14 protein-coding genes are annotated in these 16912 nt (G+C 39.1%); 4 read left to right on the top strand and 10 right to left on the bottom strand.

Annotation, left to right across the window (positions count from 1 at the left end):
• Positions 1–8 precede the first annotated feature (8 nt).
• On the top strand, positions 9–371 hold the full coding sequence (locus tag M3182_RS06780; protein WP_251430718.1) for a DUF779 domain-containing protein: 363 nt from the start codon (positions 9–11) through the stop codon (positions 369–371).
• Positions 372–466: 95 nt separating this feature from the next.
• On the opposite strand, the gene rlmD is transcribed toward M3182_RS06780, so the two are convergent.
• A complete protein-coding gene (gene rlmD / locus M3182_RS06775) occupies positions 467–1837 on the bottom strand; it encodes a 23S rRNA (uracil(1939)-C(5))-methyltransferase RlmD (protein ID WP_432806692.1) in 1371 nt (456 codons plus the stop codon).
• Between the two features lie 396 nt (positions 1838–2233).
• On the opposite strand from rlmD, the gene M3182_RS06770 reads away from it, so the two are divergent.
• A complete protein-coding gene (locus M3182_RS06770; protein ID WP_251430714.1) occupies positions 2234–2809 on the top strand; it encodes a uracil-DNA glycosylase in 576 nt (191 codons plus the stop codon).
• 82 nt (positions 2810–2891) lie between these two features.
• Here M3182_RS06770 and M3182_RS06765 read toward each other — a convergent pair whose 3' ends face one another.
• On the bottom strand, positions 2892–4100 hold the full coding sequence (locus M3182_RS06765; RefSeq protein ID WP_251557493.1) for a C40 family peptidase: 1209 nt from the start codon (positions 4098–4100) through the stop codon (positions 2892–2894).
• Between the two features lie 372 nt (positions 4101–4472).
• Here M3182_RS06765 and M3182_RS06760 point away from each other — a divergent pair, with 372 nt between their 5' ends.
• Positions 4473–6470: a S9 family peptidase gene (locus tag M3182_RS06760; protein ID WP_251557492.1), complete on the top strand. Its 1998-nt coding sequence runs from the start codon at positions 4473–4475 to the stop codon at positions 6468–6470.
• A 285-nt stretch (positions 6471–6755) separates the two neighbouring features.
• The gene (locus tag M3182_RS06755; protein ID WP_251557491.1) at positions 6756–7484 is read left to right on the top strand and encodes a hypothetical protein; all 729 of its coding nucleotides are present in this window, start codon (positions 6756–6758) and stop codon (positions 7482–7484) included.
• A 170-nt stretch (positions 7485–7654) separates the two neighbouring features.
• Here M3182_RS06755 and M3182_RS06750 read toward each other — a convergent pair whose 3' ends face one another.
• From M3182_RS06750 to M3182_RS06715, 8 genes are all read right to left on the bottom strand, one after another.
• On the bottom strand, positions 7655–8641 hold the full coding sequence (locus tag M3182_RS06750; protein ID WP_251430704.1) for a diaminopimelate dehydrogenase: 987 nt from the start codon (positions 8639–8641) through the stop codon (positions 7655–7657).
• 452 nt (positions 8642–9093) lie between these two features.
• A complete protein-coding gene (locus M3182_RS06745) occupies positions 9094–10554 on the bottom strand; it encodes an SLC13 family permease (RefSeq protein ID WP_251557490.1) in 1461 nt (486 codons plus the stop codon).
• Positions 10551–11738 (bottom strand): glycerate kinase family protein, encoded by a 1188-nt coding sequence (locus tag M3182_RS06740; protein ID WP_251557489.1) that lies wholly within the window; start codon positions 11736–11738, stop codon positions 10551–10553. The genes M3182_RS06745 and M3182_RS06740 overlap by 4 nt, the downstream gene beginning before the upstream one ends.
• A gap of 387 nt (positions 11739–12125) precedes the next feature.
• Positions 12126–12968 carry a metallophosphoesterase family protein gene (locus tag M3182_RS06735; protein ID WP_251557488.1) on the bottom strand — a complete coding sequence of 281 codons (843 nt, stop codon included), beginning with the start codon at positions 12966–12968 and terminating at the stop codon, positions 12126–12128.
• 172 nt (positions 12969–13140) lie between these two features.
• Positions 13141–13959, bottom strand: a complete 819-nt coding sequence (locus M3182_RS06730) for a carbohydrate ABC transporter permease (RefSeq protein WP_251557487.1) — start codon at positions 13957–13959, stop codon at positions 13141–13143.
• Positions 13960–13977: 18 nt separating this feature from the next.
• Positions 13978–14913 (bottom strand): carbohydrate ABC transporter permease, encoded by a 936-nt coding sequence (locus tag M3182_RS06725; protein ID WP_251557486.1) that lies wholly within the window; start codon positions 14911–14913, stop codon positions 13978–13980.
• Entirely contained in the window at positions 14910–16007 is a 1098-nt protein-coding gene (locus M3182_RS06720) for an ABC transporter ATP-binding protein (RefSeq protein ID WP_251557485.1), read from the bottom strand. The genes M3182_RS06725 and M3182_RS06720 overlap by 4 nt, the downstream gene beginning before the upstream one ends.
• A gap of 13 nt (positions 16008–16020) precedes the next feature.
• Complete coding sequence (locus tag M3182_RS06715; RefSeq protein WP_251557484.1) at positions 16021–16845, bottom strand: HAD family hydrolase; 825 nt, start codon at positions 16843–16845, stop codon at positions 16021–16023.
• Positions 16846–16912 lie beyond the last annotated feature (67 nt).

Here is a 16912-nt window from a genome sequence, read left to right as displayed (position 1 = left end):
TGATGAACATGGTAGAACGAGTTGTCGCAACGGATGAGGCGCTTCAATTCATAGCAACACTCAAACAAAGACATGGTTCTATCATGTTTTATCAATCCGGGGGTTGCTGTGATGGGTCAGCACCGATGTGCTACCGTGCAGGAGATTTTCGACTAGGAGACTCGGATGTGTACCTTGGTTCCATCGGGGAAGTGCCTTTCTATATCCATAAAAGTCAGTATGAATATTGGAAGCATACACAACTGATAATCGATGTCCTCACCGGAAATGGACCTGAATTCTCTCTTGATAGCATTGAGGACAAGCACTTCATCACCCGCTCCCGAGTATTCACATCTGAAGAATACGCTGAACTAAGAGAAGTTTTCTAAACAAAAAGAGCTTTCCAGCGGTCGCTATATGCGGTTCTGGAGAAGCTCTTTTTTAATTGGTTATTTGTTGACAAATTTCGAGTTTTTTCGGGGCGTCACTGTGACTTTTTAACAAGCAACGCAACACACTCAACATGGAATGTGTGTGGGAATAGGTCCACGGGTTGGACTTTTTCTAATGTATATCCGAATGGTTCTAGTTCTTTGATGTCAGTTGCGAATGTGTCTGGGTTACAAGATACATAGACGATGCGTTCTGGTTGGGAGCGTCCAATTCTTCTCATTACTTTTCCGCCTGCTCCTGAGCGTGGAGGATCTAGTAATAATAATTCTGGCGTTCCGAATGTTTCTAGAACCTCATCAATTCCTTTTCTTGCGTCTTTTGCTAAGAAATAAGTGTTGTCGATGCCATTATCTTTCGCGTTCCGTTTTGCTGACTCAATGGAAGTTTCAACAATTTCAATTCCTGCTAGCTTTCCTACACGATTGGCAAATGGAAGTGAGAATGTACCTACACCACAGAAAAGATCAATCATTTTTTCTGTTTTTACTGGTTTCCCCATTTCTACCGCTAAATCCACTAGTTTTTGAGCTTGAGTTGGATTAGTTTGGAAGAATGTATCAAACCACAGACGGAAACGGTATCCATCCATTTCATCATAGATAAAGTCTCTGCCCGCTAAAGTATGACTCTTCTCTGATTGCGTACGGTCTGCCCAGTCGGTATTTTCAAGCCACATTAAGCTTTTCACTTGTGGAAACTTTTCTGTAATTCGGTTTACTAAATCATCGGCTGCATTTTGAAGATGACCCTCAGGTCCTTCGGTTGCAAATAATGCTAACATAATTTCGCCTGTAGCAAATGATTGTCTAACCATCAAATGACGAAGTAGACCTTCATGAAGATTCTTGTTGTAGCCAGTTAGCTCGTGGTCTTTTACCCACTTCGCTACTTCTAAAGCCGCTTCTACCATTTCTTTCCCAGCAATTAAACATGTTTCAAGTGAAATGATTTTACGGAAATTTCCTTGCTCATGTAAACCTAGCGAACCATCAGGTGAGAACGTGAACTCCATTTTATTACGATAGTGCCATGGGTCCTCCATGCCAATCGTATCTAAAACTAACTCAGGGTTAAAACCTTGAGCCTCAATTGCTTCTCTTACATGAGCTGTCTTATGCTTCAACTGTCCTTTGTAATCCCAGTGTTGCCATACACAACCGCCACATTTTTCAAAATGTGGACATGGTGGTGCCGTTCTTTCAGGGTTTGCCTCAAGGATTTCTTCAACCAATGCTTTTCTTCTTCTACGTTCAGGCTTATCAACTGTAACACGCACTTTTTCCCCAAGAAGCGTTTGTGGAATCGTCAATCTTAGTTTCTTCTGATTGCCATGTTCCGTGTCACGCCAAATAACCGCCTGACCCGAACCTTTTTCATCCATGCGGCGGATTTCCGCAACCATTGTCTCTCCTCTAGTAATCGTCAATTTATATCCTCCTTCAATTTAAACCACTCATCTATAAAATATAAAATCCAAAAAATCTCAATTCAATTTAACATTATGGCCATTAATTAAGCCCAACACACATTATACAAGTATAAAACAGAATTCCCCAATAATAAATCAATACATTTCTAGTAGATATTAACAGTTCAATAAACACTTAACACCGAATAAGGAAGGCCTTTGAAAAAGTATGTGTTCGTCTATGCCCCTCCATATTAATCACTGCCACCATTCCTCTTAAATTTTAGGCTTTAAAATTCTATTTCCACTTAGACGCAGAGTAATTCTTTATCTAAGTTCAAAGCTAAAGGGAATAATAGGATTAACTCAATAGAACTAGGAGGAATCACATTGTCTGATTTTTGCGCTTCACTTTGGCCTGAGGAACCTACACCGGAAAACCATAAACATTGCAGTGATTGCGGACTTGATCAGCATGGGACAAGGATGGTTTGGGGAGAAGGGAATCCAGCAGCACCCATTCTTGTTCTTCTCGATAATCCAGGGGCACGAGAGGATCGCGAGAATCAACCATTTGTCTGCGGTACACGACAAACACTACAGCAGGCTGCTTATGAAGTGGGCCTAACAACTAAAGATTTGTATGTTACTTACATCTTAAAGAGACGACCTATACGTGCATATGATAAAGAACGAACGAGAGAAATTTGTATGAATCACCTTTACCAACAATTAAAGACAAAACACCCAAAACTGATTCTCTGCTTAGGAAATATAGCCGTCCAATCCTTCTTCCAAAACCCAGATACAGACGTCAAAACATTAAGAGGCCAAATCCATAACGTCCAAGGCTACAACACAACCACCGCCTACCACCCACTAGCCGTCAGACGCCGCCCAAACCTATGGCCCCTTTTCCTAGACGACTGGAAATTAGCAGCAGAGTTTGTCGAAAAGTCACAGTGACGCCCCGGATTTTGTCGATTAAAGGCGACGGTTTTCTACGCAAAGAAAAAGCCCAGTTAGGGTTAACTGGGTCAAGTTCTTCTTATAGTACTCTTGCTGCACTAGTAAATTTAGCTGGGTTGTATGGAGCAATTTTTACGACGTCTCCTGTTTGTGGAGCATGGATGTATTGTCCGTTTCCAATATAAATTCCAACATGGTATGCAGGGGAACCGTTAAATACTAGATCTCCTGGCTGTACTTGGCTTGGAGAGATTCTTGTTCCTGCATTCTGTTGATCTCGTGATACGCGCGGAAGACTGACGCCAGCGGAGCGGTACACATATTGAACGAAACCTGAACAATCAAATCCACTAGGGCTTGTCCCGCCCCAAACGTAAGGAACCCCTAAGTATTGTTTTGCCGTTGCAATGACCTGACTAGCTGACCCAGCATTTGCTGGTTTAGCTGCTTTTTTGACCGGTGCTGGCTTTGAAGCTTTTTTCACTGCAGATTGCTGTGAAGTTTGTTGGGACGCTTGTTGAACAGTTTGCTGTGACTGTTGACTCTCTCCACTCTCATCTGATGATGCTTGAGGTTCCGCTTGGGCTTGTTCCGCCTCTGCAGCTTGACGCGCTAATTCAGCCTGACGCTCTGCTTCTTGCTGTTGAGCTAATTGCGCTTCTTGACTTTTCAACTTGTTTTCTAAAGCCGCTAAAGCCTGCTCAACCTTTTTCTTATCTTCTTCGATTGCTTTTTGCTCCGTAGCCAATTGTTCTTGGCTCGTTTTTAACTCTTCAAATTCTTGCTTTAATGTTTCCTCTGCTTCTACTAATACTTGTTGTTTTTCCGTTAACCCATCAATTAAATCTGTATCGCTTTTAAGAATTTGTGAAATGGCTGAAAAACGTGAGAAGAACTCTGAAAAATTCTCTGATGATAGCAAAACTTCTGCATAAGTAAGAACAGCTGTTTTTCCATCTAATTGTAGACTCACTAGACGTTCAGAAAGAATATCTTGGTGTGCGACTAAATCTTTTTTAGCTTTTTCAATTTCTACTTCTGATTCAGCAATTTTTTTCTCATGGTTTTGAATTTTTTCATTAAGTTGTTCGCTTTTATCTATCGCTTCAATAATTCGGTTATCTAGTTGTTGAATCTTCGTTTCAGTGTCTTGGATTTGTTCTCTCGTTGCATCAATTTGCCCTTGTGTCACTGTCGATTCTGATGGAGTTGCAAAGGTAGGTGTTGCTTGAAGTACTGTCGCTAAAATAACGGCTGATACTGTAACTTTAATTAATTTCCTAATCATTACAAAATCTCCTCTTGTTACTTACTAAGTATTTATATTCCAACCTTCTACTAGTTTATAATTCTAACGGTCTATTAACAATGAATCAGTCGATATTGTAATGGAATTGTAATTTTATGTAGAAAAATCTGTAAAAAAAGACATCTAGCTGTAAGTTCCTTTTAATAAAGGGCAATCTCCTCAGATACCATTCATCATTAAAGAATAGAATCTAGGATTCTCTTTATGCAGACAAGTCTTCTGCAAGTAACAATTGTGTGAAGGAAGTACAGGTTGTAGTAACATTAAAATTGCCAATATTAAAAATTAATCATTCATTTCGATTATCGAAATGTTAAGATAGACTTAAAATTATCCATGGAGGAAAAAAACATGCTCAAGCGTCCAATCACAGTAGAAGATTTATATAAGTTTAAGTTCGTAGGAGATCCGCAAGTTTCCCCAACTAAAGACAAAGTTGCTTATGTTCTTACTCAAGTAGATAAAGAGAAGGATGGCTACTATTCTTCTCTTTGTGTCACCAATTTAAAGAATGAAGGACAGCAATTTACAAACTATTATTCAAATGAGCGCTTAGTAAAGGATACTTCTCCAAAATGGTCGCCAGACGGAAACTTCCTTGCCTTCCGCTCAAATCGAACAGGGAAAAACCAAGTTTGGCTCCTCCCTTCTAATGGTGGCGAGGCCATTCAATTAACAGATATAAAGCAAGGAGTTGGGGAATTTGAATGGTCTCCTGACGGAAAACAGCTTGCTCTTACCATTACCGGAGATTTGGCACTTTCCTCAGATAAGAATGAAGAGCCAAAAGAAGAAAAAAGTGATGTGAAGGTCATTTCTCGACTTCGTTACAAAGGGGATGGAGTAGGGATTTATAACGATGACTACAAACATATCTACTTATTTGACTTAGAATCACATTCTTATACAAAGGTAACTGGTGGAGATCATCATTTTTCACAACCTCGGTTTTCCCCGAATGGAAGAAACCTTTTCTACATTGCCACAAAGGCAGAAGATCAAGAATGGGGCTACCTCCCTGCTATTTGGAAGTATAATTTAGATTCAAAAGTAGAATCTCTTTTTTATCAGGCAGAAAGTTATCTAAGCGCACTTTCCATCTCCCCAGATGGGAAATGGCTCGCCGTTGCTGGCCATACACGTGGTGAACGTAGCCAAGGGAATACAGATGTACTCCTTCTTTCAATAGCTACTGGGAATTTAACCAATCTAACGGAAGGCTATGATTATACAGTAGGAAATCTCGTTGGAGTTGACGCAAAATATGACCCAGCGGAACCACGTCTCATTTGGGATGAAACTAGTTCACACCTCTATTTTAGTGCAACCGTTGGTGGCGATTGTCAGTTATTTAAGGTCACGCTAGACGGCAAGATTTCAGGAGCCCTTTCTCCCGCAGTTGCTACGATCACTTCTTTTGACTTGGTTAACGATGATAAAGCGGTGCTTGTGTTAGCCAATCCGCATTCGACTGGTGATCTCACTGTTCAAGACCTATCCAATCCAGCTAGCTTTAGTAAAATAACTAATTGGAACCAGGATCTATATCAGGACGTTCATTTGAGTACCCCTGAAAATTTCCATTATAAAAGTACAGACGGTTTGGAGATCGAAGGTTGGGTGTTAAAGCCCTTTGGCTATGAAGAAGGTGAAAAGTACCCGATGATTCTTCAAATCCATGGTGGACCGGCAACAGCTTATGGAAATGGCCTACACCATGAAATGCAAGTTATGGCTGCAAAAGGTTATGTGGTTCTTTACACCAATCCAAGGGGCAGCCAGGGATATGGACATGACTTTGTTAATGCCGTTATAGGCGATTATGGTGGCATGGATTATGAAGATATTATCGCGGGTGTCGATTATGCATTAGCAAACTACTCTTATATTGACCAAAGCCAATTATTTGTAACGGGTGGAAGTTACGGTGGATACATGACCAATGTCATCGTTACTCGCACAGACCGCTTCAAAGCTGCCGTAACTCAGCGTAGTATTTGTAACTGGCATAGCTTTTACGGGACAAGCGACATAGGATTTTATTTTACCGAATGGCAACATGGTCATGCGGACCTCTGGGACGATGCAGAAACGTTATTAAAACTTTCACCGCTTCACTATGCCCGGAATGTAAAAACACCAACACTGATCCTTCACAGCGAAGAAGATTTACGCTGCCCGATGGAGCAAGCCGAACAATGGTATATTGCTCTAAAGCGTTTAGGTGTTGAAACAAAGCTAGTCCGCTTTCCAGATGAAACCCATGAACTTTCACGTTCTGGTAAACCGAAACACCGAATCGAACGTTTAGAGCATTTAATTGGTTGGTTTGATGCCCGATTAAATTAACAAGGGCTGTTTTCGTAAAGTTTGTTGTTAAAAGCCTAAAGCCGATTTTAACGAGAAAACGAATTTGGAAATGGAATCAAAGCTAATCATTCTATATTTTCTTTAAAAAGCAACAATGTTTAAGAAAAGAGCCTTAACAAAAAAGAGGGATGTGACGGAATCTCACTAAATTCCGTCACATCGCTCCTTCTCTTTTCTCCCCTAATTTATCTTTTAATTTGCATTTTATTTGTTCACCTGCAGATAATGAGCATAATCCCATTTTCGCAAGGCAGGAGGAAGTCAATGTTCTATTTTGAGGATTATGAGCTTCATCTTAAGCAATTGCCAATGAAAGACAATTTTCAAAAGGAAGATTTAATGACAGACAGTTTCCTCTTTGCTAAGGACAACAATGTTGAGGTTTTTTGGGCTCCATTTGAGTATCTAAATACCGAGGCAAAAGTGATGATAGTTGGTATTACCCCAGGTTGGACACAAATGCAATTAGCTTTTCAGTACGTTCGAAAACACATTGACGCAGAAAACAGGGAGAAGGTTTTAATAAATGCTAAAAAGCAGGCAAGCTTCGGTGGAAAAGGGATTAGAAAGAATCTAATTGAAATGCTTGATGGGATTGAACTTAATGAAGCTCTACATATTAAAACTTGCGCCGAGTTGTATGATGAAAAGAACCATTTTCTACATTCTACTTCAACACTTCGATATCCAGTGTTTATCAACAAGAAGAACTATACAGGCTCTAGCCCTTCGATGCTTAAGCGTCCTTTCCTTTTAAAAATGATTCAAGATTTATTTGTACCAGAGGTGAACAAAGTACCAAATGCGATTATCATCCCAGCTGGGAAAGCTGTTTCTGAAGTGCTCCACTATTTAGTCGCTGAAGGCAAGATCCGTCATCAAACCATCCTATATAATTTTCCGCATCCATCTGGGGCAAACGGTCACCGCAAAAGACAATTTGAGGATAAGAAAGAGGACTTCAAAGCGACAGTAAAAAAACATTTTTCATAACAAAACAAGGGTCATTTTCTCGCAATGGGATTTTAACCAACCTTTTCCCCATAATTAACTGTTTTTAACACCAACATTGTCCATTCATATTCATTCCGTCCTCATCTAAAAACCAAACATAAAAAAGTTCCTGACCCCCGATGACTTAATAGGGGGCAGGAACTTCTCTATTACAATAGGTCTTTTCTCAAGTCTTCCGCAGATCTTGGTGATAAATAACCAGGTGCAACATCAAAGATCGTTTTTGCACCAACTTGTCCTTCTTTATTCAACCGATAAGCTGCTCTTGCGTACGCAACTAAAACACTAGCTGTAAATTCTGGATTGCTCTCTAAGTTAAGCGAGAATTCGATAATTTGGTTATTATCTTCTGCTGTCTTCCCGCTTCGAATAACAAATCCACCATGTGGCAGTTTCGAATGGTTTTCTTTTAGTTCTTCTGCGGTAATAAAGTTTACTTCTGTCTCATAATCAGCAAAGTAGTTAGGCATTGTTTTAATGTCCTGTTCGATTTTTGCTTGATCATAACCTTCTTCTGCTACCACATAGCAAACGCGTCGGTGTTTTTCACGTGTAGATAATTCAGGATTTACTCCACTCTTTACTTTCTCAATCGCCTCTTCAATCGGTTCAGTATACTGAACACCAGCTGCTACACCTTCCACTCTACGAACAGCGTCTGAATGTCCTTGGCTAAGTCCTTTTCCCCAGAAAGTATAAGTTTCACCCTTCGGTAAAATCGCTTCTGCCATTAAACGGTTCAATGAGAATAAACCTGGATCCCACCCAACAGAAATAATGCTAGTCTTTCCACTTTCCTTAGCCGCTTCATCAACCACACTAAAGAATTCAGGAATCTTTGCGTGTGTATCATAGCTGTCGATTGTGTTAAACATTCTAGCAAAGTGAGGGGCTTGATCTGGAAGATCTGTTGCTGAGCCTCCACAAAGAATCATTACATCAATTTTATCTTTATATTCTTCTGCACTTGAAATATGTAATACTTCTACATTTGGTTCATTAATTGAAAGACTTTCAGGTGCTCTTCTTGTAAAAATAGCGACAAGTTCCATATCTGAACTTTGTTTAATCGCTTCAATCGTACCTCGGCCAAGGTTCCCATAGCCGACAATTCCTACTTTAATCTGATTACTCATTACTCTCTTCCCTCGTTTCTATTTTCTTCATTCTTATTATAGAATCACTATTCCAATCACACGAACTTCACACGACGTTAACCCAATAAGATTAAAAGTGTCTTTGAGTTACCTTGAAAATGGTGCAAAGTTTGAGTTAAGAATTAAGTAGAATCTTTTTTCCTCATCCATTCTATATACTTTTCAACAATAATACTACCATGGAGCATTTATTCAGTTCGTTTTTCTATTCGTCCTATTACCTAATGAATAACGAATGAACTGAATGAATCTTTATAAAAGGCTCTTTTTTTATGACCAATTTTTGAATAGCAAGAATGTTGATACAACATATTTTAGCATAAAAAAGAGTATCCAACAGTCGCAGATTTGCCTTATTGGATACCGCTACTTAAAGTTTATCAGTTTTATTACGCACTCGATGTGATATGCGTTTCGAATTCAGAATGGATTTATAATTGCATCCCCGTCCACCGCCAAAAAGTGAAATAGAAGATCATCATAGTGAGGATATAGACAGGCATCAAAATGATACTAATTTTTAATAGCTGTTTTGCATCATAGGATAGATCTCCTTCCTCATAAAATAAGAGTAACGCTTTTGAACTAACAGGGAAGGTCACACAATAATTCATTCCTATTAAACTTAAAAAAGTGACTGTAGATGGATTTATTCCAATGGATTCACTAAATATGAGTAAACTTGGAATAAAGACCAGGGCACGAGTTGTATGGGAAGTAATATATAAATGACTTGTTACCGTAATCAGTAACACGGTTAAGACAATCAGCCAGTCAGGGGCACCTTTAAATAAATGGAGAAACTGGCTTAATTCTTTTTCAATCCATGCTACTACTCCTGTATCAACTAACACGCTCCCCAATGCTGTGGCTGTAGCTACAAATATAATCAAGTTCCAAGAAACTGACTTCATACCTTGTTTCCAGCTAATGATTCCATAAGTAGGCATCATGACGATTGTCGCTCCAATCATGGTAACAAAAGCAATATCGTAACCGTGTATACTTTCTGTTACCCATCCTCCTACAAGGATAAAAATCAAAGCTAGAGTGGCTTTTTCCTTATTACTCAATGGGCTGTTTTTTAACGATTTTTCATCATCTAGTTGAGAAAGAGTAAGTGGTTTAGATTCCTCTTTCGACCAGAAAAATCCCTTTATAATAAAAAACGAAAGTAGTGTAATGACCATAGCAAACGGGACTCCCCAAATAAACCATTCGAAATATGAAATGGACTGCCCCATCGTGCTTTCAAGCAAACTAACCCCTATAATATGTGAACCTGCACCAATTAAAGTTGCCGATGTACTCATCAAGATGATGATCGGCGTTAGGATCGCTAAGCCATTTTTTTCTTTATGGGAGAATGTTTTCCCCAGTTGCTGTATAATCGGCATCGATAATGCTGCTCTTCCAGAAGTGGAAGGTATGAAGAATGTTAGTGCGAATACGATCGAACCTAGCCCATTTAATAGCTGACCTTTTTTGTTTGATTTCCTTACTAATGTGAAAATTAATCGTTCAGCCAACCCCGACTGTTTCACCGCTTCACCAATGATAAAAGCCCCTAACATTAACCACACCACTTCTTCGGACAAGGAACTATACAACAAGTCTGGACTAGCCGCCTTCAAAATGATAATAAACAATAATAAAGAAAGGGCAATAAGCCCCGCAGGGATTTTTGTGCCCACCCATAAAATCATGGCAGATACGAAGGCAAATAATGAGATTTTCCCACGATAGTCCAATGCATCATTCCAGAAAATTGCTAATAATAAAAAGACAATGATACAAGTAATGATGATAAACTTCTTCGAAAAATGATTGATCCACGGTCTTAAAGGACGATTTTTTTCATGGTACTTTTCTATACGAGTTGTTGTAATCATTTTAGATATACACTCTCATTATTCAGTTTCCTTTGAGCAATTGCCGACCCTATCGAGATTTGTCTTAAAATAGACTCAGTGCTTTCTTCAATCCATTCAGGTGCTTTTTTCATTGCTTTTTCCAAGGAAGTAGGTTTTTGAATAATACTGCAAAATGCATCGATCCCTGTGTAATAGTTCAAATCTGCCCCTTTACCAATCGTCCCCGTGATGGCAACTACTGGAATGTTCTTCTTTTTAGCAATTCGAGCAACTTCAGAAGGAATCTTCCCATTAGGAGTTTGAAAGTCCAAACTGCCTTCCGCAGTAAATACGAGGTCTGCTGTTGAAATTTTTTCTTCGATATCGATATAGTTCATAATAATGTCAAAACGCGGGTGTAAAATAGCATTAGTAAAGGCAATTAGCCCAGCTCCTAATCCACCTGAAGCCCCACTTCCTGGCAGTAAACGAACATCGGTCCCAATTGTTTCATAAATTAGATTGGCGTATTGTTCAAGCGCTGCTGATAATTGTTCCACTTGGTTCGGAGTTGCACCTTTTTGTGGCCCAAACACACGGGCAACGCCTTTTCCCCCACATAAGACATTATGCCAGTTACATGCCACGTCAATTTTTACTGTGCTTAACCGTTTGTCTAAAAGAGCAGTATCTATAGAAGACACATTTAGAAGGTCTACTCCACCCTTAATGTTCACTTCACGATGTTGATTATCGAAAAAACGTACCCCCATTGCTTGGGCCATACCTGCACCACCATCAGACGTTCCTGAATCACCACATCCGATTAAGATGTTGTCAACCCCTTCATCTAGTGCGGACAGAATTAACTCCCCCACCCCATAAGTTGTTGTTTTCAAAGGATTTCTCTGATCACGAGGAACTAACTTCAAACCAGCTACAGCTGCCATTTCAATAACCGCTGTTCGTTTCCCTTTTTCTTCAAAAATACCAAAATGGCTATTAACCTTGTTGCCAACTGGTCCTGTAACCTTTTTAGAAATCAATGTTCCTTTTTTAATATTGGTAATTGTTTTTGCAAAACCTTCTCCACCATCAATCATCGGAATTGCTTCCATACATATCGATGGGTCAAATCGTTTTACACCTCGCTCTATCGCTTGTGCTACTTCTTCGGCACCTAAACATTCTTTAAAACCAGATGGTACAATCACAATCTTCATATCTATGATCCTCCGAAAATTCATTTTGTTTTGTTAATACTTAATTTACTGATGCTTTATGAAAAATGAATGAGAGTAACATGAATAGAAGATTAGAATTCGATAATAAAAAGATCCTGATTGGAGAAGTTAGGAAAAATCTTTTTAAAGAAGGCTGGTTTCGTAAAGTTTGTTGTTAAATCCTACAGCCGATTTTAACGCAATTGTAGCCAGTTCTTATGTTTGAATATAGTTTTCAAGCTCTTTTCTCCTAAGTGAAGCTATTTTATTTAAAACCTAGCTGATACAGCCGTACTTTTTGTTCAAAAGCTACAAAGTTTAGAAAAGAGCCTTAAAGAAAAAACTCACCAATTTGGCGAGTCTTGTGGCTTAGTACAAAGATGAGGATTATTCAACAGTCTGTACAACCTTTAATGGAATGATAACGTTCCGTTCAAGCGTGGTTCCTACCCCCTCCGGAAAAGGTTGAAAGTGATCAATCGCATGGCCAATAATTGAAGCCTGTTGCCTTGACTGTTCCGTTCCTACATAAACGGTTGTAATCTGACAATTGTCATCCTTGATTTCTAGCATTCTTACACTTTGATCATCTAGCACAGAAGCAATTTGCATAAACGTCCAGTTCTCCTTATGAACAATTGAATCCATATGATTGTGACCATTTACATATATCCCTTTCCCTTTTTTCTTACTTAATATAGACCATATATCGATGCTTGGCTCGATTGAAAGCATACGCATGTTTGAACGCAATGTAGTATCATAAACCGGATGATGGGCAAAGACGACCATTAATTTATCCCCTGATTTTTCGATTTCGGATGCCAACCAGATTTGCTGTTCTTCGCTTATCCAACCATCCCAACGATCAAAATCCTGCTCACGAGCGGTTTCTAAGAAAACTAAATGAACTTCATCACTTTCAATGGAATGATTACCTTTCATCCCCACTTGGTTTAGCACCTCTTCCCGGGTTTGGCTATATAAATCGTGATTCCCTAAAGTATGGATAAATGACCTTTGATATGGGTGTATATAGCCATAAATTTCATTTAATTCATCTTTTGTGCCAAAATTGGTTAAATCGCCAACAGAGATATGATAAGCTGCTTCCATGTTGAGAAAGTAATCCATATAGGTTGAAAAAAATTGATCTCGACTTCCTACAGCATTTTCATCTAAACCTTTTGAACTTGGATAATGTAAATCACCAATAACTGCTATCTTCATTTCGATACACTCCTCTATAATTAATTTTATTTAGCAATGGATTCGACAGATTAGCTCGGTGGTAAATAATTGGTATTTTTATACACAAATACGTTTATCAGAGTAATCGGATTTTCTTGGGGAATAGTCCTACCAGGCCAACCTCAATAAACCAATCACATTCATCCTACTCCTATTTAACGCCTGTATAGACAAAGGCACGAATAATTTGCCGTTGCGCAATAAAGAAAATGATTAAAATTGGAATCACGAGGATCATATTTCCAGCCATTAAAATATTCCATGAAGCTCCGCCTTCGACTTGGCGCAATTGAGCAATCCCGAGTGGTAAAGTTCTAGATTGATCAGTCGTTGTCATCACCAGCGGCCAGAAATAATCATTCCAATGCGTAATAAAACTAAACAACCCAAAAGTCACTAATGTCGGTTTGGCCATCGGCACCATAATTCTTCGCATGATCTTCCACTCAGAGGCGTTATCTAACCTAGCGGCTTCGATGACTTCTTCCGGGACTTGCTTAAAAGTTTGTCTTAACAGAAAAATTCCGAAGGCACTGGTTGCAAATGGCAAAATCAAACCCCAAAGCGTGTCTAGTAATCCCCAGCTACTTAAATTTAAAAATACAGGTAAAAAGATCAGTTGAGCTGGAATCATTAATGTCACCATCGTTATGGCAAAAAAGAAGTTTTTCAATGGAAAGTTGTAGCGGGCAAAGGCATAAGCAGCTGGAATCACGGTTGCAAATTGAAAAATTAAAATGCCCACCGCCACGATTACACTATTCAAAAAGTACTTTAAAAACGGACCAGAGTTCCAAGCATCCAGAAAGTTTTGCCATACTAAATTTTCTGGCAACCACTGCGGTGGAAAAACAAGGGTTTCCCCAAGGGTCTTCAAACTAGTGGAAATCATCCATACAAAAGGCAAAGCAAAAATAACAACAACAAAGGCTAAGCATATGCCATTCAAAAATTTTTGGACCTTAGGCATGTTCATTCTCCTTATTTTTTATTGATAATGCACTTTTTTGCTTAACACCTTAAAATAAATCAACGTTAAGATGGTTAAAATGATTAATAGAATAACACCTGCTGCAGAGGCATTTCCTAATTTAAAGAAGACAAAGCCATTTTCATAGATATAATAGACTAATGTTTTCGTAGAGTTAACAGGTCCTCCACCCGTCATGATGTTGATGGTTTCAAACACTTGAATCGAGTTGATTAACCCGATGATCGTCAGAAAGAAAAGTGTGGGTGAAAGCATGGGCAACGTAATTTTCGTCAGGACTCTCCATTTTGGGGTTTTATCCAAAGAAGCTGCCTCATACAAATTTTTAGGAATGCTTTGCAAACCAGCAATAAAAATAAGGGTGTAATATCCAACGCTTTTCCATACGGAAACAATAACCAGTGAAATAAGTGCAAATTTGGGGTCTGTTAACCAAGGCACCTTTTCAAACCCTAGCTTTTCAACAAACCAGTTTAACAAACCATAATCAGCATCCATCATCCACATCCAAAGCATAGACACCGACACGAGTGAAATAATATGCGGGCTAAAAACAGCCCCTTGAATAAAGCTATAGATCCAGCCTTTTTTATTCAGCCAAAGCGACAAGGCCAGTGAAATCGTGATGGTGAGAAAGACCGATAAAAACGTATAGACAAGAGAATTTCGAATGACCTCTAAAAACAGCGGATCTGCAACAAGTCTTTTGAAATTTTCCAGTCCAACATAGGTTTTTTCTGGACTGATAAAGTTCCATTCATGAAAACTCAAATAAATCATGTATCCAATCGGAAATAGAAAAAACAAAAGAAATACAATAAGTGCAGGAGCAATCATGATATACGGACGAAGGAAATCCCTGCTCACCGACCGACGAGTTGTTACGGCGACAGGCTGATTGTCAGGAAGGTGAGATAGCAAGTCCTGGCTCATATCTTGACCCCACCCTTTTCATGGTTTTGCAAGGTGTATGGAAATGCTTCGTTTTCCTTTTCAACTCGATTTCCCTGGCGATCAAAATAATAGATTTTTTCAACCGGGATGCATAAAGCCAGGTCAGCATCTTCTGATAAAGGGGGCTCTGTACTTTTAATATGTTGTCTCCCTAATTTGTTCTCAATTAAATAAATGGTTTCCGACCCCAACGTTTCCCGAGTGATGATTTTACTAGGGTATCGAAGCGTAAATATTTGAGGATCTTCTGAATGGACTAACCTGCCATGTTCTGGTCTAAAGCCAAAATGGGTAATTGCCGGGTTGTTTTCAATGTTTAGATCCACTCTAATCTCTTCAAAAGGCAGCACATTCATAGCTGGTGTGCCGATGAATTCGGCTACAAATGTATTTTTCGGATTATTGTATAAGGCCATTGGAGCAGCTTGCTGCATAATTTTCCCCTTATTTAAAATGACGATTTCATCTGCCATCGACATTGCTTCGACTTGATCATGTGTCACATAAATAAATGTTGTTCCAAGGCGTTTATGAAGCTGAATTAACTCTGTCCTCATTTGTCCACGAAGCTTCGCATCTAAGTTTGATAGCGGCTCATCTAAAATAAATACTTCCGGCTTTTTTACCATCGCACGGGCCAACGCTACCCGCTGCCGCTGTCCCCCTGATAGATGCTGTGGTTTCTTTTCCAAGTATTCTGTTAACCCAACAACTTCGGCAATTTCCTCAACCATTTCTTTTCTTTTTCGTTTTGGAATTTTTATATTTTCTAACGAAAATTCAATATTTCCGCGGACAGTCATTGTCGGGTACAAGGCGTAATTTTGAAAAACCATCGAAATATCACGTTTACCAGGTACTAAATCATTCACCAGTTGATTGCCAATCCATATTTCTCCTTCCGTAGGTTTTTCAAAACCTGCGATCATTCGTAACGTTGTTGATTTTCCGCACCCAGAAGGACCGACCAGTACAGTAAAGGAGCCATCTTGAATATGCAAATCCATCTTTTCGACTACTTTTTTCTCGTTGTCATATACTTTAGAAACACCTTTTAAAGTAATGCTCGCCACTTTAAATGACCTCCTATTCGTTTATCGCTGCTTTTCCGAACTCGAGTAAAAACGAAGCCAATTCGTCAATATTTCGAACCTGATAATCCCAAGGGGTTGTATCTGCACGGTGATAATCTGAAATCAAAACCGTCCTCGCCCCTCTTTTACGGGCAGGGTGTAAATCATTAAATGGGTTATCACCAATTGAAAGGATTTCCTCCGGTTGATATCCCTTTTCTATTAAGTCATTCATTATTGTTTCGATACCTTTTGGCTTTTTTCCATCATAAATCGTTTGATTGAAGTAAGGCAGAACGTCTAAATATTCTAAAAATACCTCTCCTGACTCAAAAGGAGAATTGGTAATTAGAATTTTGGTATCTACGTCCAGGTACTTCAATGCTTGGATGAGCCGTTCATTTCTTGGAATAGCAAATTCAGAGGTTAACATTTCCGCTCTTACACGTTTAAAAGCATTCATTCCCACTTCAACACTGACTCCATACTTTTTTGCAAAGACAAGCGCGATGCACCAGGGGTCCCCAATATAAAACAAATCGGAATCTTTTAAATCCCTTTGTTGCAATCGTTGACCTTCCCAACTAAAAGCATGGCCCGGGACTAAATCTTTATGTGTACAAAAATGGTTTCTATTAAGATCGTAAAAGTGGCCCAAAGAAACGAAATGTTCACCATTTAAGATTTTGTAAGCCGCTTTGATCACACTTTCGATCTCCCTTTCACTGCAGCTATCTTCCAACAGATAAGTCAAATATCTTCCTAAAAAGGTATCTTCTTGATATAGAGTTCCATCCATATCAAAAATGATTGCTTTAATTTCTTTTATCCAATTCATGTTAAACTCCTTAAATGTTTGTCATCAACGTCCATGAGAATGTGCTGTTACATCACGCCTCATGGAC

The organism is Mesobacillus maritimus (assembly GCF_023715205.1).
GTDB classification, from domain to species: Bacteria; Bacillota; Bacilli; order Bacillales; family Cytobacillaceae; genus Mesobacillus_B; species Mesobacillus_B maritimus_C.
This window is presented reverse-complemented; position numbering and strand designations above follow the sequence as displayed.